Origin of the sequence: Streptomyces sp. NPDC059564, from assembly GCF_042735575.1 — a bacterium.
Lineage (GTDB): Bacteria > Actinomycetota > Actinomycetes > Streptomycetales > Streptomycetaceae > Streptomyces.
This window is the reverse complement of sequence record NZ_JBHWBP010000171.1, coordinates 1-15,327: the sequence shown is the minus strand read 5'-3', so window position 1 is coordinate 15,327 and position 15,327 is coordinate 1. Positions and strand designations below refer to the sequence as shown.

General features: G+C 72.3%; 17 protein-coding genes. 9 read left to right on the top strand and 8 right to left on the bottom strand.

Features of this window, described 5'->3' with window-relative positions; translation table 11 throughout:
- Positions 1-5: 5 nt before the first annotated feature.
- From ACFV0Q_RS25320 to ACFV0Q_RS25310, 3 genes are all read left to right on the top strand, one after another.
- Positions 6-164, top strand: a complete 159-nt coding sequence (locus ACFV0Q_RS25320; RefSeq protein WP_385008651.1) for a PDZ domain-containing protein — start codon at positions 6-8, stop codon at positions 162-164.
- Between the two features lie 120 nt (positions 165-284).
- Positions 285-734: a sec-independent translocase gene (locus ACFV0Q_RS25315; protein ID WP_385008649.1), complete on the top strand. Its 450-nt coding sequence runs from the start codon at positions 285-287 to the stop codon at positions 732-734.
- A 113-nt stretch (positions 735-847) separates the two neighbouring features.
- The gene (locus ACFV0Q_RS25310) at positions 848-1,561 is read left to right on the top strand and encodes a hypothetical protein (RefSeq protein WP_385008648.1); all 714 of its coding nucleotides are present in this window, start codon (positions 848-850) and stop codon (positions 1,559-1,561) included.
- Between the two features lie 67 nt (positions 1,562-1,628).
- Here ACFV0Q_RS25310 and ACFV0Q_RS25305 read toward each other — a convergent pair whose 3' ends face one another.
- The 3 genes from ACFV0Q_RS25305 to ACFV0Q_RS25295 all read right to left on the bottom strand — a co-directional run bounded on the left by ACFV0Q_RS25305 (position 1,629) and on the right by ACFV0Q_RS25295 (position 4,785).
- Positions 1,629-2,798: an Mrp/NBP35 family ATP-binding protein gene (locus ACFV0Q_RS25305; protein ID WP_385008647.1), complete on the bottom strand. Its 1,170-nt coding sequence runs from the start codon at positions 2,796-2,798 to the stop codon at positions 1,629-1,631.
- Between the two features lie 42 nt (positions 2,799-2,840).
- Entirely contained in the window at positions 2,841-3,347 is a 507-nt protein-coding gene (locus tag ACFV0Q_RS25300) for a DUF1003 domain-containing protein (protein ID WP_385008650.1), read from the bottom strand.
- A gap of 166 nt (positions 3,348-3,513) precedes the next feature.
- Positions 3,514-4,785: a magnesium transporter MgtE N-terminal domain-containing protein gene (locus ACFV0Q_RS25295; RefSeq protein ID WP_385008646.1), complete on the bottom strand. Its 1,272-nt coding sequence runs from the start codon at positions 4,783-4,785 to the stop codon at positions 3,514-3,516.
- A 168-nt stretch (positions 4,786-4,953) separates the two neighbouring features.
- On the opposite strand from ACFV0Q_RS25295, the gene ACFV0Q_RS25290 reads away from it, so the two are divergent.
- Positions 4,954-5,781 (top strand): hypothetical protein, encoded by an 828-nt coding sequence (locus ACFV0Q_RS25290; RefSeq protein WP_385008645.1) that lies wholly within the window; start codon positions 4,954-4,956, stop codon positions 5,779-5,781.
- Between the two features lie 6 nt (positions 5,782-5,787).
- Here ACFV0Q_RS25290 and ACFV0Q_RS25285 read toward each other — a convergent pair whose 3' ends face one another.
- Both ACFV0Q_RS25285 and ACFV0Q_RS25280 read right to left on the bottom strand, forming a co-directional pair.
- Positions 5,788-6,300, bottom strand: a complete 513-nt coding sequence (locus ACFV0Q_RS25285; protein WP_385008644.1) for a hypothetical protein — start codon at positions 6,298-6,300, stop codon at positions 5,788-5,790.
- A gap of 30 nt (positions 6,301-6,330) precedes the next feature.
- Entirely contained in the window at positions 6,331-7,455 is a 1,125-nt protein-coding gene (locus tag ACFV0Q_RS25280; RefSeq protein ID WP_385008643.1) for a magnesium and cobalt transport protein CorA, read from the bottom strand.
- Positions 7,456-7,856: 401 nt separating this feature from the next.
- On the opposite strand from ACFV0Q_RS25280, the gene ACFV0Q_RS25275 reads away from it, so the two are divergent.
- The 4 genes from ACFV0Q_RS25275 (at position 7,857) to ACFV0Q_RS25260 (ending at position 10,852) form a co-directional block, all read left to right on the top strand.
- The gene (locus tag ACFV0Q_RS25275; protein ID WP_385008642.1) at positions 7,857-8,441 is read left to right on the top strand and encodes a suppressor of fused domain protein; all 585 of its coding nucleotides are present in this window, start codon (positions 7,857-7,859) and stop codon (positions 8,439-8,441) included.
- 83 nt (positions 8,442-8,524) lie between these two features.
- Positions 8,525-9,163 carry a DUF6758 family protein gene (locus tag ACFV0Q_RS25270; RefSeq protein WP_385008641.1) on the top strand — a complete coding sequence of 213 codons (639 nt, stop codon included), beginning with the start codon at positions 8,525-8,527 and terminating at the stop codon, positions 9,161-9,163.
- Positions 9,164-9,320: 157 nt separating this feature from the next.
- Positions 9,321-10,187, top strand: coding sequence for a PHP domain-containing protein (locus ACFV0Q_RS25265; RefSeq protein ID WP_385008640.1), 867 nt, complete (start codon positions 9,321-9,323; stop codon positions 10,185-10,187).
- Positions 10,188-10,246: 59 nt separating this feature from the next.
- Positions 10,247-10,852, top strand: coding sequence for a MarC family protein (locus ACFV0Q_RS25260; RefSeq protein WP_385008639.1), 606 nt, complete (start codon positions 10,247-10,249; stop codon positions 10,850-10,852).
- A 72-nt stretch (positions 10,853-10,924) separates the two neighbouring features.
- Here ACFV0Q_RS25260 and ACFV0Q_RS25255 read toward each other — a convergent pair whose 3' ends face one another.
- The 3 genes from ACFV0Q_RS25255 to ACFV0Q_RS25245 all read right to left on the bottom strand — a co-directional run bounded on the left by ACFV0Q_RS25255 (position 10,925) and on the right by ACFV0Q_RS25245 (position 14,081).
- Entirely contained in the window at positions 10,925-11,077 is a 153-nt protein-coding gene (locus ACFV0Q_RS25255; RefSeq protein WP_167456791.1) for a hypothetical protein, read from the bottom strand.
- A gap of 93 nt (positions 11,078-11,170) precedes the next feature.
- A complete protein-coding gene (locus tag ACFV0Q_RS25250) occupies positions 11,171-12,031 on the bottom strand; it encodes an alpha/beta fold hydrolase (RefSeq protein WP_385008638.1) in 861 nt (286 codons plus the stop codon).
- Between the two features lie 91 nt (positions 12,032-12,122).
- On the bottom strand, positions 12,123-14,081 hold the full coding sequence (locus tag ACFV0Q_RS25245; RefSeq protein ID WP_385008637.1) for a DEAD/DEAH box helicase: 1,959 nt from the start codon (positions 14,079-14,081) through the stop codon (positions 12,123-12,125).
- Positions 14,082-14,522: 441 nt separating this feature from the next.
- Here ACFV0Q_RS25245 and ACFV0Q_RS25240 point away from each other — a divergent pair, with 441 nt between their 5' ends.
- On the top strand, positions 14,523-15,281 hold the full coding sequence (locus ACFV0Q_RS25240) for a ferritin-like fold-containing protein (RefSeq protein ID WP_385008636.1): 759 nt from the start codon (positions 14,523-14,525) through the stop codon (positions 15,279-15,281).
- Positions 15,282-15,327: the final 46 nt, after the last annotated feature.

The window sequence follows — 15,327 nt, the reverse complement described above, 5'->3', positions numbered from 1 at the left end:
GGGACGTGATCACCAAGGTGGACGGAGTACGCGTACACGGCGGCGACGAACTGATCATCAAGATCAGGGCCCACCGCCCCGGCGACCGCCTCACCCTGACCGCGCTGCGCGACGGAACGGAGCGCACGCTGGAAGTGGTGCTCGGCTCGGCGAGCGGTTCCTGACCGAATAGCGCATGACGCCCGGGTGAATCCGGCAAGAGGCCCGCACCGGCGTAGGGGCGCGCAAGGAACGACGGGTACCGTTGTGCTGGCCCGAAGTGGAGAGAGCCGAGGAGCGGCAAGGTGTTCAACGACATAGGCGCACTCGAGCTGGTCTCGATCGTGGTGCTCGCCATCCTCATCTTCGGCCCGGACAAGCTGCCGAAGGTGATCCAGGACGTTTCCGGAGTGATCCGGAAGATCCGCTCGTTCTCCGACAGCGCCAAGCAGGACATCCGGTCCGAACTCGGCCCCGAGTTCAAGGACTTCGAGTTCGAGGACCTCAACCCGAAGACCTTCATCCGCAAGCAGCTGTCCGAGAACGAGGACCTCAAGGACATCCGCAGCACCTTCGACCTCCGCAAGGAGCTGAACGACGTCACCGACGCGGTCAACAGCAAGGAGGCCGAGCCCGCCCCGGCCGCCCCCGCCGCGTCCGCCACGCCCGCCGTGGGCACCGGTCCCGACCTGCTGAAGAAGCCCGCAGCCCCGGCCCCCGAGCCGCGCACGCCCTTCGACGCCGACGCCACCTGAGCCGCCGCCTGCCCGGTGATCCGGGACGGGGTGGCTATCCTCCATCTGTCCGGACCCAGGACGCCCGAGGGGGGCCGGCCGTTCCGGACCCCACGGAACGAGAGGCCGCCCAGATGGAGACGACGCGCAGCAGCCGGGTGGGTGTCCAGCCCGCCGAAGCCCCTGCCGCACCCCCGCAGACCGAGCAGCAGCCCCCCGGGCAGGCCCAGGAGGCCGGTGCGCCCGTCCCGGCGGCCCGCCGGGCGGCGGAGGGGTACCTGAAGGCCGACTTCCCCTGGTACGGGCTGGACGGTGCCTTCACCGGCCCCCGCTGGCTCATGCAGGTCGGCACCGGCGCCGACGGCACCGTGGAGCACGGCTCCACCGGCCACGGCGACGAGCCGTCCGTGCGCGGCGAGATCGCCACGGGGGAGAAGGAACGGTTCGCGGTGGTGATCACCGTGGCCAGCAACCCCAACCGCCGCAGCGGCGACGGCACCGGCGTCCTGGAGGCCACCTCGGTCTCCTCGGCGGCCTGGCTGGCCGGCTCCGGCCTGCTGGCCTACAGCTGGCCGCTGCAGATGGACCACACCCTGCGCGACGACTGGCTGGACCAGCAGACGGAGGCCGCGTGGGAGCTCGCCGACGATCTCGCCGGGGCGGACTGGTCGACGCTGTCGCTGCCGGTGGACGGGGAGCCGACGCCGTTTCACTACCGTGAGTCCGAGTTCGGGTGGGTGCTGGCCGGGTCCACCCGCGGGGGCGTGCACCTGGGTGCGTACGGGCGGGGCATGAGCGCGTACGGGATCGGGTTCTCGGTCATCGGGGACCTGGCCGCCTACGAGTAGCGGTCGGGGTACGGAAAGGGCACCGCCGGTCGGCGGTGCCCTTTTACGCTGCGCGGCCCGGTGCGGGTCAGAACTTGTTCCGCGGGGTGATGCCCAGGGACATGCCCGAGAGGCCTCGGGCGCGGCCGCCGAGTTTGCCGGCGATGGCGCGCAGGGCGGCGCCCGCCGGGGAGTCCGGGTCGGACAGGACGACCGGCTTGCCGTCGTCGCCGCCCTCGCGCAGCCGTACGTCGATCGGGATGGTGCCCAGCACCGGCACGGACGCGCCGACCGTCTTGGTCAGGCCGTCGGCGACCTTCTGGCCACCGCCCGAGCCGAAGACGTCGACCATCTCGTCGCAGTGCGGGCACGGCAGGCCGGACATGTTCTCGACCACGCCGACGATCTTCTGGTGGGTCTGCACGGCGATCGATCCGGCCCGCTCGGCGACCTCGGCCGCCGCCTGCTGCGGGGTGGTCACGACGAGGATCTCGGCGTTCGGCACCAGCTGCGCCACGGAGATCGCGATGTCGCCCGTACCCGGCGGCAGGTCCAGCAGCAGTACGTCCAGGTCGCCCCAGAACACGTCCGCGAGGAACTGCTGGAGGGCTCGGTGCAGCATCGGGCCGCGCCAGACCACCGGCGCGTTGCCCGGGGTGAACATGCCGATCGAGATGACCTTCACGCCGTGCGAGGACGGCGGCATGATCATGTTCTCGACCTGGGTCGGACGGCCCTCGACGCCGAGCATCCGCGGCACGCTGTGGCCGTAGATGTCCGCGTCGACCACGCCGACCTTCAGGCCGTCGGCCGCCATCGCCGCGGCGAGGTTGACCGTCACGGAGGACTTGCCGACGCCGCCCTTGCCGGACGCGACCGCGTAGACGCGGGTCAGCGAGCCGGGCTTGGCGAAGGGGACCTCGCGCTCGGCGGTGCCGCCGCGCAGCGTGGCCGCCAGCTCCTTGCGCTGCTCGTCGCCCATCACGTCGAGGGTGACGGCGACGGAGGTGACGCCCGCGACCTTCTCGACGGCCTCGGTGACGTTCTTGATGATGGTCTCGCGCATGGGGCAGCCCGACACCGTGAGGTAGACCGTGACGGCGACGGAGCCGCCCTCGCCGATCTCCACCGATTTGACCATGCCGAGCTCGGTGATCGGCCGGTGGATCTCGGGGTCGTTCACCGTCGACAGCGCGTCCAGGATCGCGTCCTGCTCGGGCGCGGCGGCGTCGGCGGCGGAGCTTGTGTCGGTAGCCATGCCCCGATGGTACGGCTCGGTAGCTCGCCTCAGGAAAGCCCGTCAGCGGTCGCCTTCGTCACTTTCGCCGGTGAACAGCCGCCGCTCGTCCATCTCCTTGATCAGGTCCTGGAACTCCGACCTGATCCAGTCGCGGGTGGCGACCTCGCCCAGGCCCATGCGCAGCGCCGCGATCTCGCGGGTCAGGTACTCGGTGTCCGCGATGGAGCGCTCGTTCTGCTTGCGGTCCTGCTCCAGGTTGACCCGGTCGCGGTCGTCCTGCCGGTTCTGCGCGAGCAGGATCAGCGGGGCGGCGTAGGAGGCCTGGAGGGACAGCATCAGCGTCAGGAAGATGAAGGGGTACTCGTCGAACCGCAGGTCGTCGGGCGCGAAGATGTTCCACAGCACCCACGCGATGATGACGATCGTCATCCAGACGATGAACCGGCCCGTGCCGAGGAACCGGGCGACCCGCTCCGACAGCCGTCCGAAGGCCTCCGGGTCGTACTCGGGCAGCAGCCTGCGGCGGGCGGGGCGCGGCTGGTCCAGCCGTACGCGCGAACGCGACAGCGCGCTCGAACCCGAGGGCGCGCCGCCCTTCCCCCGCTCGGAGGAACGTTCCGGCCGCTCGGTGCGCAGCCGCTCCGCCGCCTCCTCCAGCCGGTCGGAGAGCCCGTCCCGGGCATGCTCGCGCCGCTCCCGGCGCCGTTCGCGCGCCGCGTCCCCGCGGCCCCGCTCAGTGGCCACGCACGGCCTCCTCGGAATGGAAGTCCGTCTCCCGCCAGTCGTCCGGCAGCAGGTGGTCCAGTACGTCGTCGACGGTGACCGCGCCCAGCAGCGAGCCGCTCTCGTCGACGACGGGCGCCGCGACCATGTTGTACGCGGCCAGGTAGCTGGTCACCGCCGGCAGCGAGGCGTCCGGGCGCAGCGGCGGCAGGTCGGTGTCCACGATCGAGCTGACCAGGGTGAACGGCGGGTCCCGCAGCAGCCGCTGGAAGTGCACCGTCCCCAGGTACTTGCCCGTCGGCGTCTCGTCCGGCGGCCGGCACACGTACACCTGCGCCGCCAGCGCGGGCGACAGGTCCGAATTGCGTACGCGGGCCAGCGCGTCGGCGACCGTGGCGTCGGGGCGCAGCACGATCGGCTCGGTGGTCATCAGACCGCCCGCGGTGTTCTCCTCGTAGGACAGCAGGCGCCGCACGTCGGCCGCGTCGTCGGGCTGCATCAGCGTCAGCAGCCGTTCCTTCTCCGCCTCCGGCAGCTCGGAGAGCAGGTCGGCCGCGTCGTCCGGGTCCATCGCCTCCAGGACGTCGGCGGCGCGCTCCTCCTTCAGCTTGCCGAGGATCTCCACCTGGTCGTCCTCGGGGAGCTCCTCCAGGACGTCAGCGAGGCGGTCGTCGTCGAGGGCGTTGGCCACCTCGGCGCGCCGCTTCGGCGTCAGGTGGTGCAGGACGTTCGCGAGGTCGGCGGGGCGCATCTGCTCGAAGGTCGCCACCAGGCTCTCGGCGCCCTGCCCGTGCTCCTCCAGGGAGAACCCGGTCACCGCCGACCATTCGACGGTCAGGGTCTCGCCCCGGCGGCGCAGCGCGCCCCCCTTGCCCTTGCGCACGAAGATCCGGTCGATCTCCCAGTCGCGGCGGGCCGGGAGCTGCTGGATGGCCACGTCCAGGACGGTGGCCTCCTCGCCGGTGGCGACGAGCGTCACCCGGCGGTCCAGCAGCTCGCCGAGGACCAGCCGCTCGGTCGGGCGCTGTTCGAAGCGCCGCATGTTGATGACGCCGGTGGTGATGACCTGTCCGGACTCCACGCCCGTCACCCGGGTCATCGGCAGGAAGATCCGGCGCCGGCTGACGACCTCGACGACCAGACCCAGCAGCCGGGGCGGGCGGCCGCCCACGCGCAGCATGGCGACGAGGTCGCGGACGCGGCCGACCTGGTCGCCGTTCGGGTCGAAGACGGGCACACCCGACAGATGCGAGACGAAGATCCGCGGGGCGCCTGCAGCCATCCGAGCGCCTCCTAGAGCGTCCATCACCAGTCCTGCCGTGCCTCAGGCTAGCCCGTGCCCCGGGAAACCGTCCTGGTGGGGCCGTCCGCCCGGGGTTCCCGTGGGAGCCGGTCCGGGGGCGGGTACGCTGCCTGCTGCTCGCAGACGTCCGACGAGAGGCACCTGCCCGTGACCGCCTACACCCCTGCCGCACGGCTGCGCCGGGCCGCCTTCATCGGTGTCCTGTGCGCGGGCCTCACCGTGACCGCGACGGGCTGCGGCGGCAGTGCGGAGGATCCCGACAAGGGCACGAACGGGGTCGGCAAGCTCGGCGCGGACAAGATCGAGGACCAGGCGAAGGCGGCCGCGACGGCCGCGGCCTCGGTGCACCTGTCGGGGACCCTGGTCACCGGCGGCAAGACCTTCACCCTCGACATGCGGCTGAAGGCGGACGGCGGCTCCGGCGAGGTGAAGTCGCAGAGCGACACCTTCCAGCTGCTGCGGGTCGGCGAACAGCTGTACCTGAAGGCCAGCGCGGCCTTCTGGGGGAAGTCGGACTCGGCGGGCAAGCTCGGCGACAAGTACGTGAAGGTCCCCGAGAACGACCCCTCGTACAAGCAGTTCCGCGGGTTCACCGACATGCACGTCCTGCTCGACGGGCTGCTCGGGCTCCAGGGCAAGCTGACCAAGGGCCCCTACACCACCGTCGGGCACACGCGGGCGGTGCCCGTCTCGGCGGACGCGGGCAAGAGCGGCAAGCTGACGGTGTCCCTGGAGGGGACCCCGTACCCGCTGCTGATGGAGCGCGCGGGCGGCGCGGGCCGCGTCGAGCTCTCCGAATGGGGCAAGGCCTTCCCGCTGGAGGCGCCCACGCAGGACCAGACCGTGGACTACGGCTCGCAGCTGCCGACCACCAAGGACGGCAAGGACCCGGGAACCGGCTCCCCGGCCCCCTCGAAGAGCTCCGGCTCGGGCGGCCAGGGCTCGGGCCAGGGCGCCACCCCCGGCAACGGCTGAGCCGCTCTAGCGCTTCGCCTTCTTGCGCTTCAGCAGCAGCTTCGGCAGACCCGCCGGGACGGGCCTGCGGGTGATCGCCGGGGAGGGCAGCGGAGCCGCGGCCAGCGAACCGCCCGGCAGCTCGGCGGCGACCGCGACGGGCTCCAGGCGCAGCAGCCGGCACTCGCGGGCCCAGCGCTCGGTCATCCGGTCCGAGTCGGGCGCGTTCAGCCGCTTGCCCTTGAGCTCGGCGACGGCGGCCTCCCACGGCCCACTGCCGGGTACGAGTTCCCGTACGGCCGCCGTCCAGGCGACGAGCCGGCCGCCCTTGTCCTTGCTGCGCACGGTCACCTCGGCGGCACTGCCGTCGGCGAGACCGGGGAACGGCTGCTCGCCGGGCCCGTCCCCGAGCACGTGCGCCGCGCCGTCCACCCAGGCGTGCCACAGGGCCCGGTCGGCGCCGTCGCCGCGGACCCAGATCAGGCCGGACTTCTTGGAGGCCTCCTCGACGAGGGCCATGTCGAGCGTGCTGAGAGTCATGCGCACAGGTTAGGGGCTCGGCCCCGGCGGCTACAGCCAGCCGTTGCGGCGGAGCGTGCGGTGGATGGCGAAACAGCTGCCGACGATCGCGATCATCACCATCGGGTAGCCGTAGCGCCAGTGCAGCTCCGGCATGTGGTCGAAGTTCATCCCGTACACCCCGCAGATCATCGTGGGCACGGCGATGATGGCCGCCCACGAGGTGATCTTGCGCATGTCCTCGTTCTGGGCGACGGAGGCCTGCGCCAGGTTCGCCTGGAGGATCGAGTTCAGCAGCTCGTCGAAGCCGACGACCTGCTCGTGGACCCGCGCCAGGTGGTCGGCCACGTCGCGGAAGTACTTCTGGATGTCCGGGTCGACCAGCCGCATGGGCCGCTCGCTGAGCAGCTCCATCGGCCGCAGCAGCGGGGAGACCGCCCGCTTGAACTCCAGCACCTCGCGCTTGAGCTGGTAGATCCGCCCGGCGTCGCCGCCCCGGCTGACGCCCTTGGCGGGAGCGGCGAACACCGCGCTCTCCACCTCGTCGATGTCGTCCTGCACGGCGGCGGCCACCGCGATGTAGCCGTCGACCACGTGGTCGGCGATGGAGTGCAGCACGGCCGACGGGCCCCGCGAGAGCAGCTCGGGATCGTCCTGGAGGCGGTGGCGCAGGTTGCGCAGGGAGCCCTGGCCGCCGTGCCGGACGGTGATGACGAAGTCGGGGCCGGTGAAGCACATCACCTCGCCGGTCTCCACGACCTCGCTGGTGGCGGTGAGTTCGGCGTGCTCGACGTAGTGGATCGTCTTGAAGACGGTGAACAGCGTGTCGTCGTAGCGCTCCAGCTTCGGCCGCTGGTGCGCGTGCACCGCGTCCTCCACGGCGAGGGGGTGCAGGCCGAAGGTGGCGGCGATCCCCGCGAACTCCTCCTCGGTGGGCTCGTGCAGGCCGATCCACGCGAAGCCGCCGTCCTCACGGACCCGGCGCATCGCCTCACGCGGCGTCAGGCAGCGGCGCCCCGGCTCGCGGGCGTCGCGCCGGCCGTCGCGGTACACGGCGCAGTCGACGACCGCGCTGCTGGCGGAGGGGTCGCGGGTGGTGTCGTAGCCGGGCTGCACGGGGGTGGACCGGCGCAGGGCCGGGCGGACGGCGGCACGGAGGTAGGGCAGCATCGACATGGCAGGCTCCTTCGCGCGCACGGCTGCGGACCGTACGGGTGGGAGGCCCTCCGGGAGCGCGGGCGGGCAGGCCCGGGCAGGCGGAAGGAAAAAGGACGGAGGACGAAGTTCTGCCGTCGCTCTTCTGCTGATCGGAAGATCAAAGGGGGCGCGGGACGCCCTGCACAGAAGCCGAAGAGCGATCGGTACTGCACGATCGACTTCGATCCATCGCAGCCCCACCTCCTCCGGCCGGTCCCCCGTGGAGGACGTCCTGTCGCCGGAGCACTGAAGCAACTCCCCCAGCTACCGCTGGGAGGGACCCCCGCTGCGTGTCGCCCCGACCAGCTGTCAACACTATCAGCCGACGGATGGTCAAGACCCGCCCTTTACCCGGCTGATACGAGTTCTATGCTCACTTCATGGCAGAAATTCTGGCCCTCGTAGAGGCCCGGCTGCGCGGCGCGTTCGGTGAACCCGACGCCCGTGCCGCCGTCACCTTTCTGGGCACCGACCGCATCGAGGTACTCCGTTTCGCCGAGGGCGACCTCGTCCGGTACGCGACCCTCGGGATGTCCGCACACCCGATGACCGACCCCACCGCCGTGGTCGCCGACCCGGTGCGCGGCCCGCGCGCCGAGCTCGTGCTCACCGTACGGGCGGGCCTCGCGCCCACCGACAAGCTGCTGCGGCCGCTGGCGGTGCTCGCGGCCTCGCCGATGGTGGAGGGGCTGATCGTGGCCCCCGGCGCCTCCCTGGACGTGGGCGAACCGCTGTGGGAGGGGGCGCCGTTCAGCTCGGTCCTCGTCGCCGAGCCGGGCGGACTCGTCGAAGACCTGGAACTGGACGAGCCGATGGAGCCGGTCCGCTTCCTCCCCCTCCTTCCCATGACGGCGAACGAGGCCGCCTGGAAGCGGGTGCACGGCGCGGCGGCCCTCCAGGAACGCTGGCTCGCGCGCGGCACCGATCTGCGGGACCCTCTGCGTACGGCCGTCGCACTGGACTGAGCGGCGCGCCCGCGGGTACGGATGGCATCCGGACGGGTGATCGTGCCTTGACGGGGCGCCGGGCGGGGAGGAGCGTGCTTCCTATGAGGGGCGAACCGAGTTGCCCGAAGTGTGGTGGCCGGGTCCGAGCGCCCGGTCTTTTCGCCGACTCCTGGCAGTGCGCGGTGCACGGCGCCGTCCATCCGCTGCAGCCTGTCATCCCGCCCAGCGTCGAGGGCCTGAGCGTGGTGGTGAACCGGGCCCAGGTGCCCGTGTGGATGCCGTGGCCACTGCCGGTGGGGTGGCTGTTCACCGGGGTCGCGTCCGCCGGTGACGACCGCAACGGGGGCCGGGCCACCGCCGTCGCCTGCTCCGGGCCGGGGCCACTGGGCGGCATCGGCGAGCTGCTGCTGGTCGCGGAGGAACTCGGCGTGGGGCTGGGCTCCCGCTTCGCCGGCATCGACGCCCCCGACCCGGGGTCCTACATCGACGTCTCGTCCCCGCCGCACGCCAAGGTCGTCGCGGCGGGGCGGCCGACGCCGCTGTGGCACGTGAGCGGGGCGCCGGACGACCGGGCCGTCTTCGCGGGCGAGGCGCGGGGGCTGTGGCTGTGGGCCATCGTCTGGCCGGAGCAGTCCGGACTCCTCATGTACGACGAACTCGTCCTCACCGACCTGCGCGACGCGGGCGCGGAGGTGGAGCTCCTCCCCTGCGGCGCGCTCACTCCCCGCATCCTCTCCTGAACGCGCCGCTCGCGCGGCTCGGCCGCGGGCGGCCTCCCCGGCTTCGCGCCGCTGCGCCGGACTCCGTCCGTCGGCCTGCCGGGCGGTACGGGGGTGGCGCTGGGGCGCGGGTATCCTGGAGTGTCCCCTCGTCCGTTCGAAAACCTGGAGCTCGGCTGTGCGCATCGATCTGCACACCCACTCCACGGCTTCCGACGGCACCGACACGCCCGCCGAGCTGGTGCGCAACGCCGCCGCCGCCGGGCTGGACGTGGTCGCGCTGACCGACCACGACACCGTCGGGGGGTACGCCGAGGCCCTCGCCGCCGTGCCGCCCGGCCTCACGCTGGTGACCGGCGCCGAGCTGTCCTGCCGTCTCGACGGGGTCGGGCTGCACATGCTCGCGTACCTCTTCGACCCGCAGGAGCCCGAACTCTCCCGCGAGCGGGAGCTCGTACGCGACGACCGCACCCCCCGCGCCCAGGCCATGGTCGGCAAGCTCCGCGCCCTCGGCGTGGACGTCACCTGGGAGCAGGTGGCGCGGATCGCCGGGGCGGGCTCCGTGGGGCGCCCGCACATCGCCACCGCCATGGTCGAGCTGGGCGTCGTACCGACCGTGTCCGACGCGTTCACCGCGGACTGGCTCGCCGACGGCGGCCGCGCGTACGCCGAGAAGCACGAGCTCGACCCCTTCGACGCCATCCGCCTGGTCAAGGCGGCCGGCGGGGTCACCGTCTTCGCGCACCCCGCCGCCGTCAAGCGCGGCGCATGCGTGCCCGAGAGCGCCATAGCCGCCCTCGCGGCGGCCGGTCTCGACGGCATCGAGGTGGACCACATGGACCACGACACCGCCACCCGCGCCCGGCTGCGCGGCCTGGCCGCGGACCTCGGCCTGCTGACGACCGGTTCCAGCGACTACCACGGCAGCCGCAAGACCTGCCGCCTCGGGGAGTACACGACCGACCCCGAGATCTACGGCGAGATCACGCGCCGCGCCACGGGGGCGTTTCCCGTCCCCGGCGCCGGTGGAGACGTCCGCGCCTAGGGCGCCGCTCCACACCTTCCCCCCTTTTTCGCGACACCCCTCACCTGCAAGGCATCACTGTGTTTGACTTCGCCGTCTTCGGATCCCTCTTTCTCACGCTTTTTGTGATTATGGACCCCCCGGGGATCACGCCGATCTTCCTCGCCCTGACCTCGGGCCGCCCCGCCAAGGTCCAGCGCCGCATGGCCTGGCAGGCCGTCTGCGTGGCCTTCGGCGTCATCGCCGTCTTCGGCATCTGCGGCCAGCAGATCCTGGACTACCTGCACGTCTCCGTCCCCGCGCTGATGATCGCGGGCGGTCTGCTGCTCCTGCTCATCGCGCTCGACCTGCTCACCGGCAAGACGGACGAGCCCAAGCAGACCAAGGACGTGAACGTCGCGCTCGTCCCGCTGGGCATGCCGCTGCTGGCCGGTCCCGGTGCGATCGTCTCGGTGATCCTGGCCGTGCAGAAGGCGGACGGACTCTCCGGCCAGGTCTCCGTGTGGTGCGCGATCATCGCCATGCACGTGGTGCTGTGGCTGACCATGCGCTACTCGCTCGTCATCATCAGGATCATCAAGGACGGCGGCGTCGTCCTGGTCACCCGCCTCGCCGGCATGATGCTGTCGGCCATCGCCGTCCAGCAGATCATCAACGGCGTGCTCCAGGTCGTCCACGGCGCCTGAGCCCGCCCGCCTTCCGGCTCCGCGCATGCGAACGCCCCCGCACCATCGGTGCGGGGGCGTTCTGCGAAAGCATCAGGAGGACGCCGTCTCGGCCGGTCGGATGAGGATGCGCTGGCCCACCGCGGCGGCCTGCTGCACGATCCGGTTGACGGAGGCCGCGTCCACGACGGTGCTGTCCACGGCGGACCCGTCGACGTCGTTCAGGCGCAGAATCTCGAAGCGCATGTGGCTTCTCCCTTCGTCGGTTTTCTCCTTGCACAGGGTTCAACGGGGGGAGCGCATGAAACATTCCCTACGCTAAGGAAATTTTTTCATAAGCTAACGACCGACGCTCGAAGATCCCCAGAAAGACGCTAGAGCAACGGCTGTGACCTGCGGGTTCTCCGCGTTGGGGGAGTGCTCGGCCCCCTCGACCACCACCCGGGAAGCACCCAGCCGGGCGGCCATGTCGTCCATCAACGGCACCGGCCACGCGTAGTCGACCACGCCCGACAGCACCAGCTTGGGCAGCGGCACCGCCGCCAGCTCCGCCACCCGGTCCGGCTCCGAGATCAGCACCCGCCCGGTGGCGATCAGCTGCTCCGGTACGGTGCCCAGCCAGCGCTCGCGCAGGAACTCCGCCAGCTCCGGGGCATCGGGGACCGCGTCGGCCGGGTCCTGCGCCCGCATCGCCTCCCAGATGGCGGGCATGTCCTCGCGCATGGCCTCCAGGGCCGCGACGAGCAGCTTCGTACGGGCCCGCTGCTCCTCGGAGATCGCGCCCGGTCCGCTGCTCATCAGGGTGAGGGAGGCGAAGGGGGAGGCGTCGCGCAGCACGGCCGCGCGCGCGACGAGACCACCCAGGGAGTGGCCGACCAGGTGCAGCGGGCCCCCGCCGACCGCCGCGGCCTGCGCCAGGACGTCGTGCCCCAGCTCCTCCAGCCCGTACGCGGACTCCTCGCGCGGTCCGGGGCTCTGGTACTGGCCGCGCCCGTCGACGGCGACCACCCGGTAGCCGGCCGCGGCGAGCGGCTCCAGCAGGCCGACGAAGTCCTCCTTGCTGCCGGTGAACCCGGGAACCAGCAGGGCGGTGCCGCGCACGGGCTCGCCGGCCTCGTGCACGGCGAACTCGCCGCGGGCGGTCGTCAGGCGGTACGCGCGGGCGGCGGGCGGCAGGGTCAGGCGCGGAGGCTTGCTCATGGCCCCGAGGCTACCGGCCCGTAGGCCCGGGTACGAGAACGGCCCCGGCCCCCTCGAAAGGGGACCGGGGCCGTTCTCCCGGACGTGGGTCCTACGCCTCCGGCGCGGCCTCCGCGGCCTTGCGGGTCCGGGTGCGCTTCGGCTTGACCGGAGCCTCCTCGGCAGCGGCGACGGCCTCGGCGGGCGCGGCCTCGGCGACCTTGCGGGTCCGGGTGCGCTTCGGCTTGGCGGGCGCCTCCTCGGCCACCGCGACGGCGGCGGCCGGGGCGGCCTTGCGGGGGGCGCGGGTGCGCCGGGCGTTGACCGGCTCCACCAGCGGGGCCATCTGGAAGTCCGGCTCGTCGACGGCGGGCGCCGCGATCTTGCGGGGGCGACGCACCTTGACGGGCGCCTCCTCCACCACGACGGCCGCCACGGCGACCGGCGCGGCCTGGACGGCCTTGCGGGGGGCACGCGTACGGCGGGCCTTGACCGGGGTCTCCTCGGACACGGCCGGAGCCGGGACCTCGACGACGACCGGAGTCACGGGGGCCTCGACCACAGGGGCCTCGACCACGGCGGCCTCGGCCACCACGGCAGCGGCGGAACCGGCGGCCACGCGGGTGCGACGGCGGCGCGGACGACGCGCCTCCTCGGCAGCGGCCGGAGCGGCCACGGCGGCGGGCGCCTCGGCGGCCGGAGCCACCGGAGCGTCGGCCACGGCCTCGCCCGTCTCCGACCCGCCGCGGGTACGGCGGCGCTGACGCGGCGTACGGGTGCGCGCGGGACGCTCCTCCGTCACCACGGGGGCGGCGGCCGGACCGCGGGCGCGGCCGCCACGGCCGCCACGGCCGCCGGTCTCGCCCAGGTCCTCGAGGTTCTCGGCCTTCAGGCCGGCCCGCGTGCGCTCGGCGCGCGGCAGGATGCCCTTGGTGCCGGCCGGGATGTTCAGCTGCTCGTACAGGTGCGGGGACGTGGAGTACGTCTCCTCGGGCTCGTGGAAGTCGAGCTCCAGCGCCTTGTTGATGAGCTGCCAGCGCGGGATGTCGTCCCAGTCGACCAGGGTGACGGCGATGCCCTTGTTGCCCGCGCGGCCGGTACGGCCCACGCGGTGCAGGAAGGTCTTCTCGTCTTCCGGCGTCTGGTAGTTGATGACGTGGGTCACGCCCTCGACGTCGATGCCGCGCGCGGCGACGTCGGTGCACACCAGCACGTCGACCTTGCCGTTGCGGAACGCGCGCAGGGCCTGCTCGCGCGCGCCCTGGCCCAGGTCGCCGTGGACGGCGCCGGAGGCGAAGCCGCGCTTCTCCAGCTGCTCGGCGATGTCGGCCGCCGTGCGCTTGGTGCGGCAGAAGATCATGGCGAGGCCACGGCCGTCGGCCTGCAGGATGCGGGAGACGAGCTCCGGCTTGTCCATGTTGTGCGCACGGAAGACGTGCTGCTTGATGTTGGCGACGGTCGCGCCCTCGCCGTCCTCGGAGACGGCGCGGATGTGCGTCGGCTGCGTCATGTACCGGCGGGCGAGCCCGATGACGGCGCCCGGCATGGTGGCCGAGAACAGCATCGTCTGACGCTTCGCGGGCAGGTACGCCATGATCTTCTCGACGTCGGGCAGGAAGCCCAGGTCGAGCATCTCGTCGGCCTCGTCGAGGACGAGGGCCTTGACGCGGGAAAGGTCGAGCTTCTTCTGCCCGGCCAGGTCCAGGAGGCGGCCCGGGGTGCCGACGATCACGTCGACGCCCTTCTTGAGCGCCTCGACCTGGGGCTCGTACGCGCGGCCGCCGTATATGGCGAGGACGCGTACGTTGCGGACCTTGCCCGCGGTCAGAAGGTCGTTGGTGACCTGGGTGCACAGCTCGCGGGTGGGAACCACCACGAGGGCCTGCGGGGCGTCGGTGAGCTGCTCGGGCTTCGAGCGGCCCGCCTCGACGTCCGCGGGGACGACGACCCGCTCCAGCAGGGGGAGGCCGAAGCCCAGCGTCTTGCCGGTGCCGGTCTTGGCCTGGCCGATGACGTCCGTGCCGGAAAGGGCGACGGGGAGGGTCATCTCCTGGATCGGGAAGGGGGACACGATGCCGACGGCTTCAAGCGCCTCGGCCGTCTCGGGAAAGATCCCGAGGTCTCGGAACGTAGTCAGGGTGCTGCCTCTTCTGTGAGACGCGGCGCGAGGCGGCGAGGGGGGTCGTACCGTGCCGGGCTTGCAGTACTACGACGTACGTACAAAGCTGCGCGGGACCACTAGCCTTCGCTCAAGCGCTTCTGCCGCTGAGGGGGCCCCTCGTGCGGAGGCGGTACGCATGGACGTACACACCGCACCGAGGGCGGTCGGGTGGAGCCGATCGGGCCACCGACCGGGCATCCTCATTCGGATGGCCCGCCGAGTATTCGGCAGGCGCATTACCACTGTACCCCGGAATCGCGCAGCTGTGTCGGGTGAATTCACCGGGTAGGCGCGTTTACGTGGCCTGAGCAGGTGGTTCGTGTCGCCTTTCGGCGGGCTATTGTGCGGAGCATGTCGACCGTAGAAAACGCATCTCCCTCCGACGACAGCGCGCCCGCCGAGGCGCAGGGCATCGCCGCCCAGGACTGGGCGACCGCCTCGGCCTCGCCCCAGTACCGGGCCGCCGTCGTGGACCTGCTCGGCGCGCTGGCGTACGGGGAGCTCGCGGCCTTCGAGCGCCTCGCCGAGGACGCCAAGCTCGCGCCCACCCTGGGCGACAAGGCCGAGCTCGCGAAGATGGCCTCCGCAGAGTTCCACCACTTCGAGCGGCTGCGCGACCGGCTCGCGGCGATCGACGCCGAGCCGACCGCGGCGATGGAGCCCTTCGCCAAGGGCGTGGACGACTTCCACCGCCAGACCGCCCCCTCCGACTGGCTGGAGGGCCTGGTCAAGGCCTACGTCGGCGACTCGATCGCCAGCGACTTCTACCGCGAGGTCGCCACCCACCTCGACACCGACACCCGCGCCCTGGTCGTCGGCGTCCTCGACGACACCGGCCACGGCGGCTTCGCCGTCGAGAAGGTGCGCGCCGCGATCGAGGCCGACCCGCGCTGCGGCGGCCGGCTCGCGCTGTGGGCCCGCCGGCTGATGGGCGAGGCCCTCTCGCAGGCCCAGCGCGTGGTCGCCGAGCGCGACGCGCTCTCCACCATGCTGGTCGGCGGCGTCGACGGGATGGCGGCGGGCTTCGACCTCGCGGCCGTCGGCGAGATGTTCACCCGCATCACCAAGGCCCACACCAAGCGGATGGCGGCCCTCGGCCTCGCGGCCTGACCCCGCCCCGTCCGTCCGTACGTCGTCGGCCCCGGCCGCGGAACCC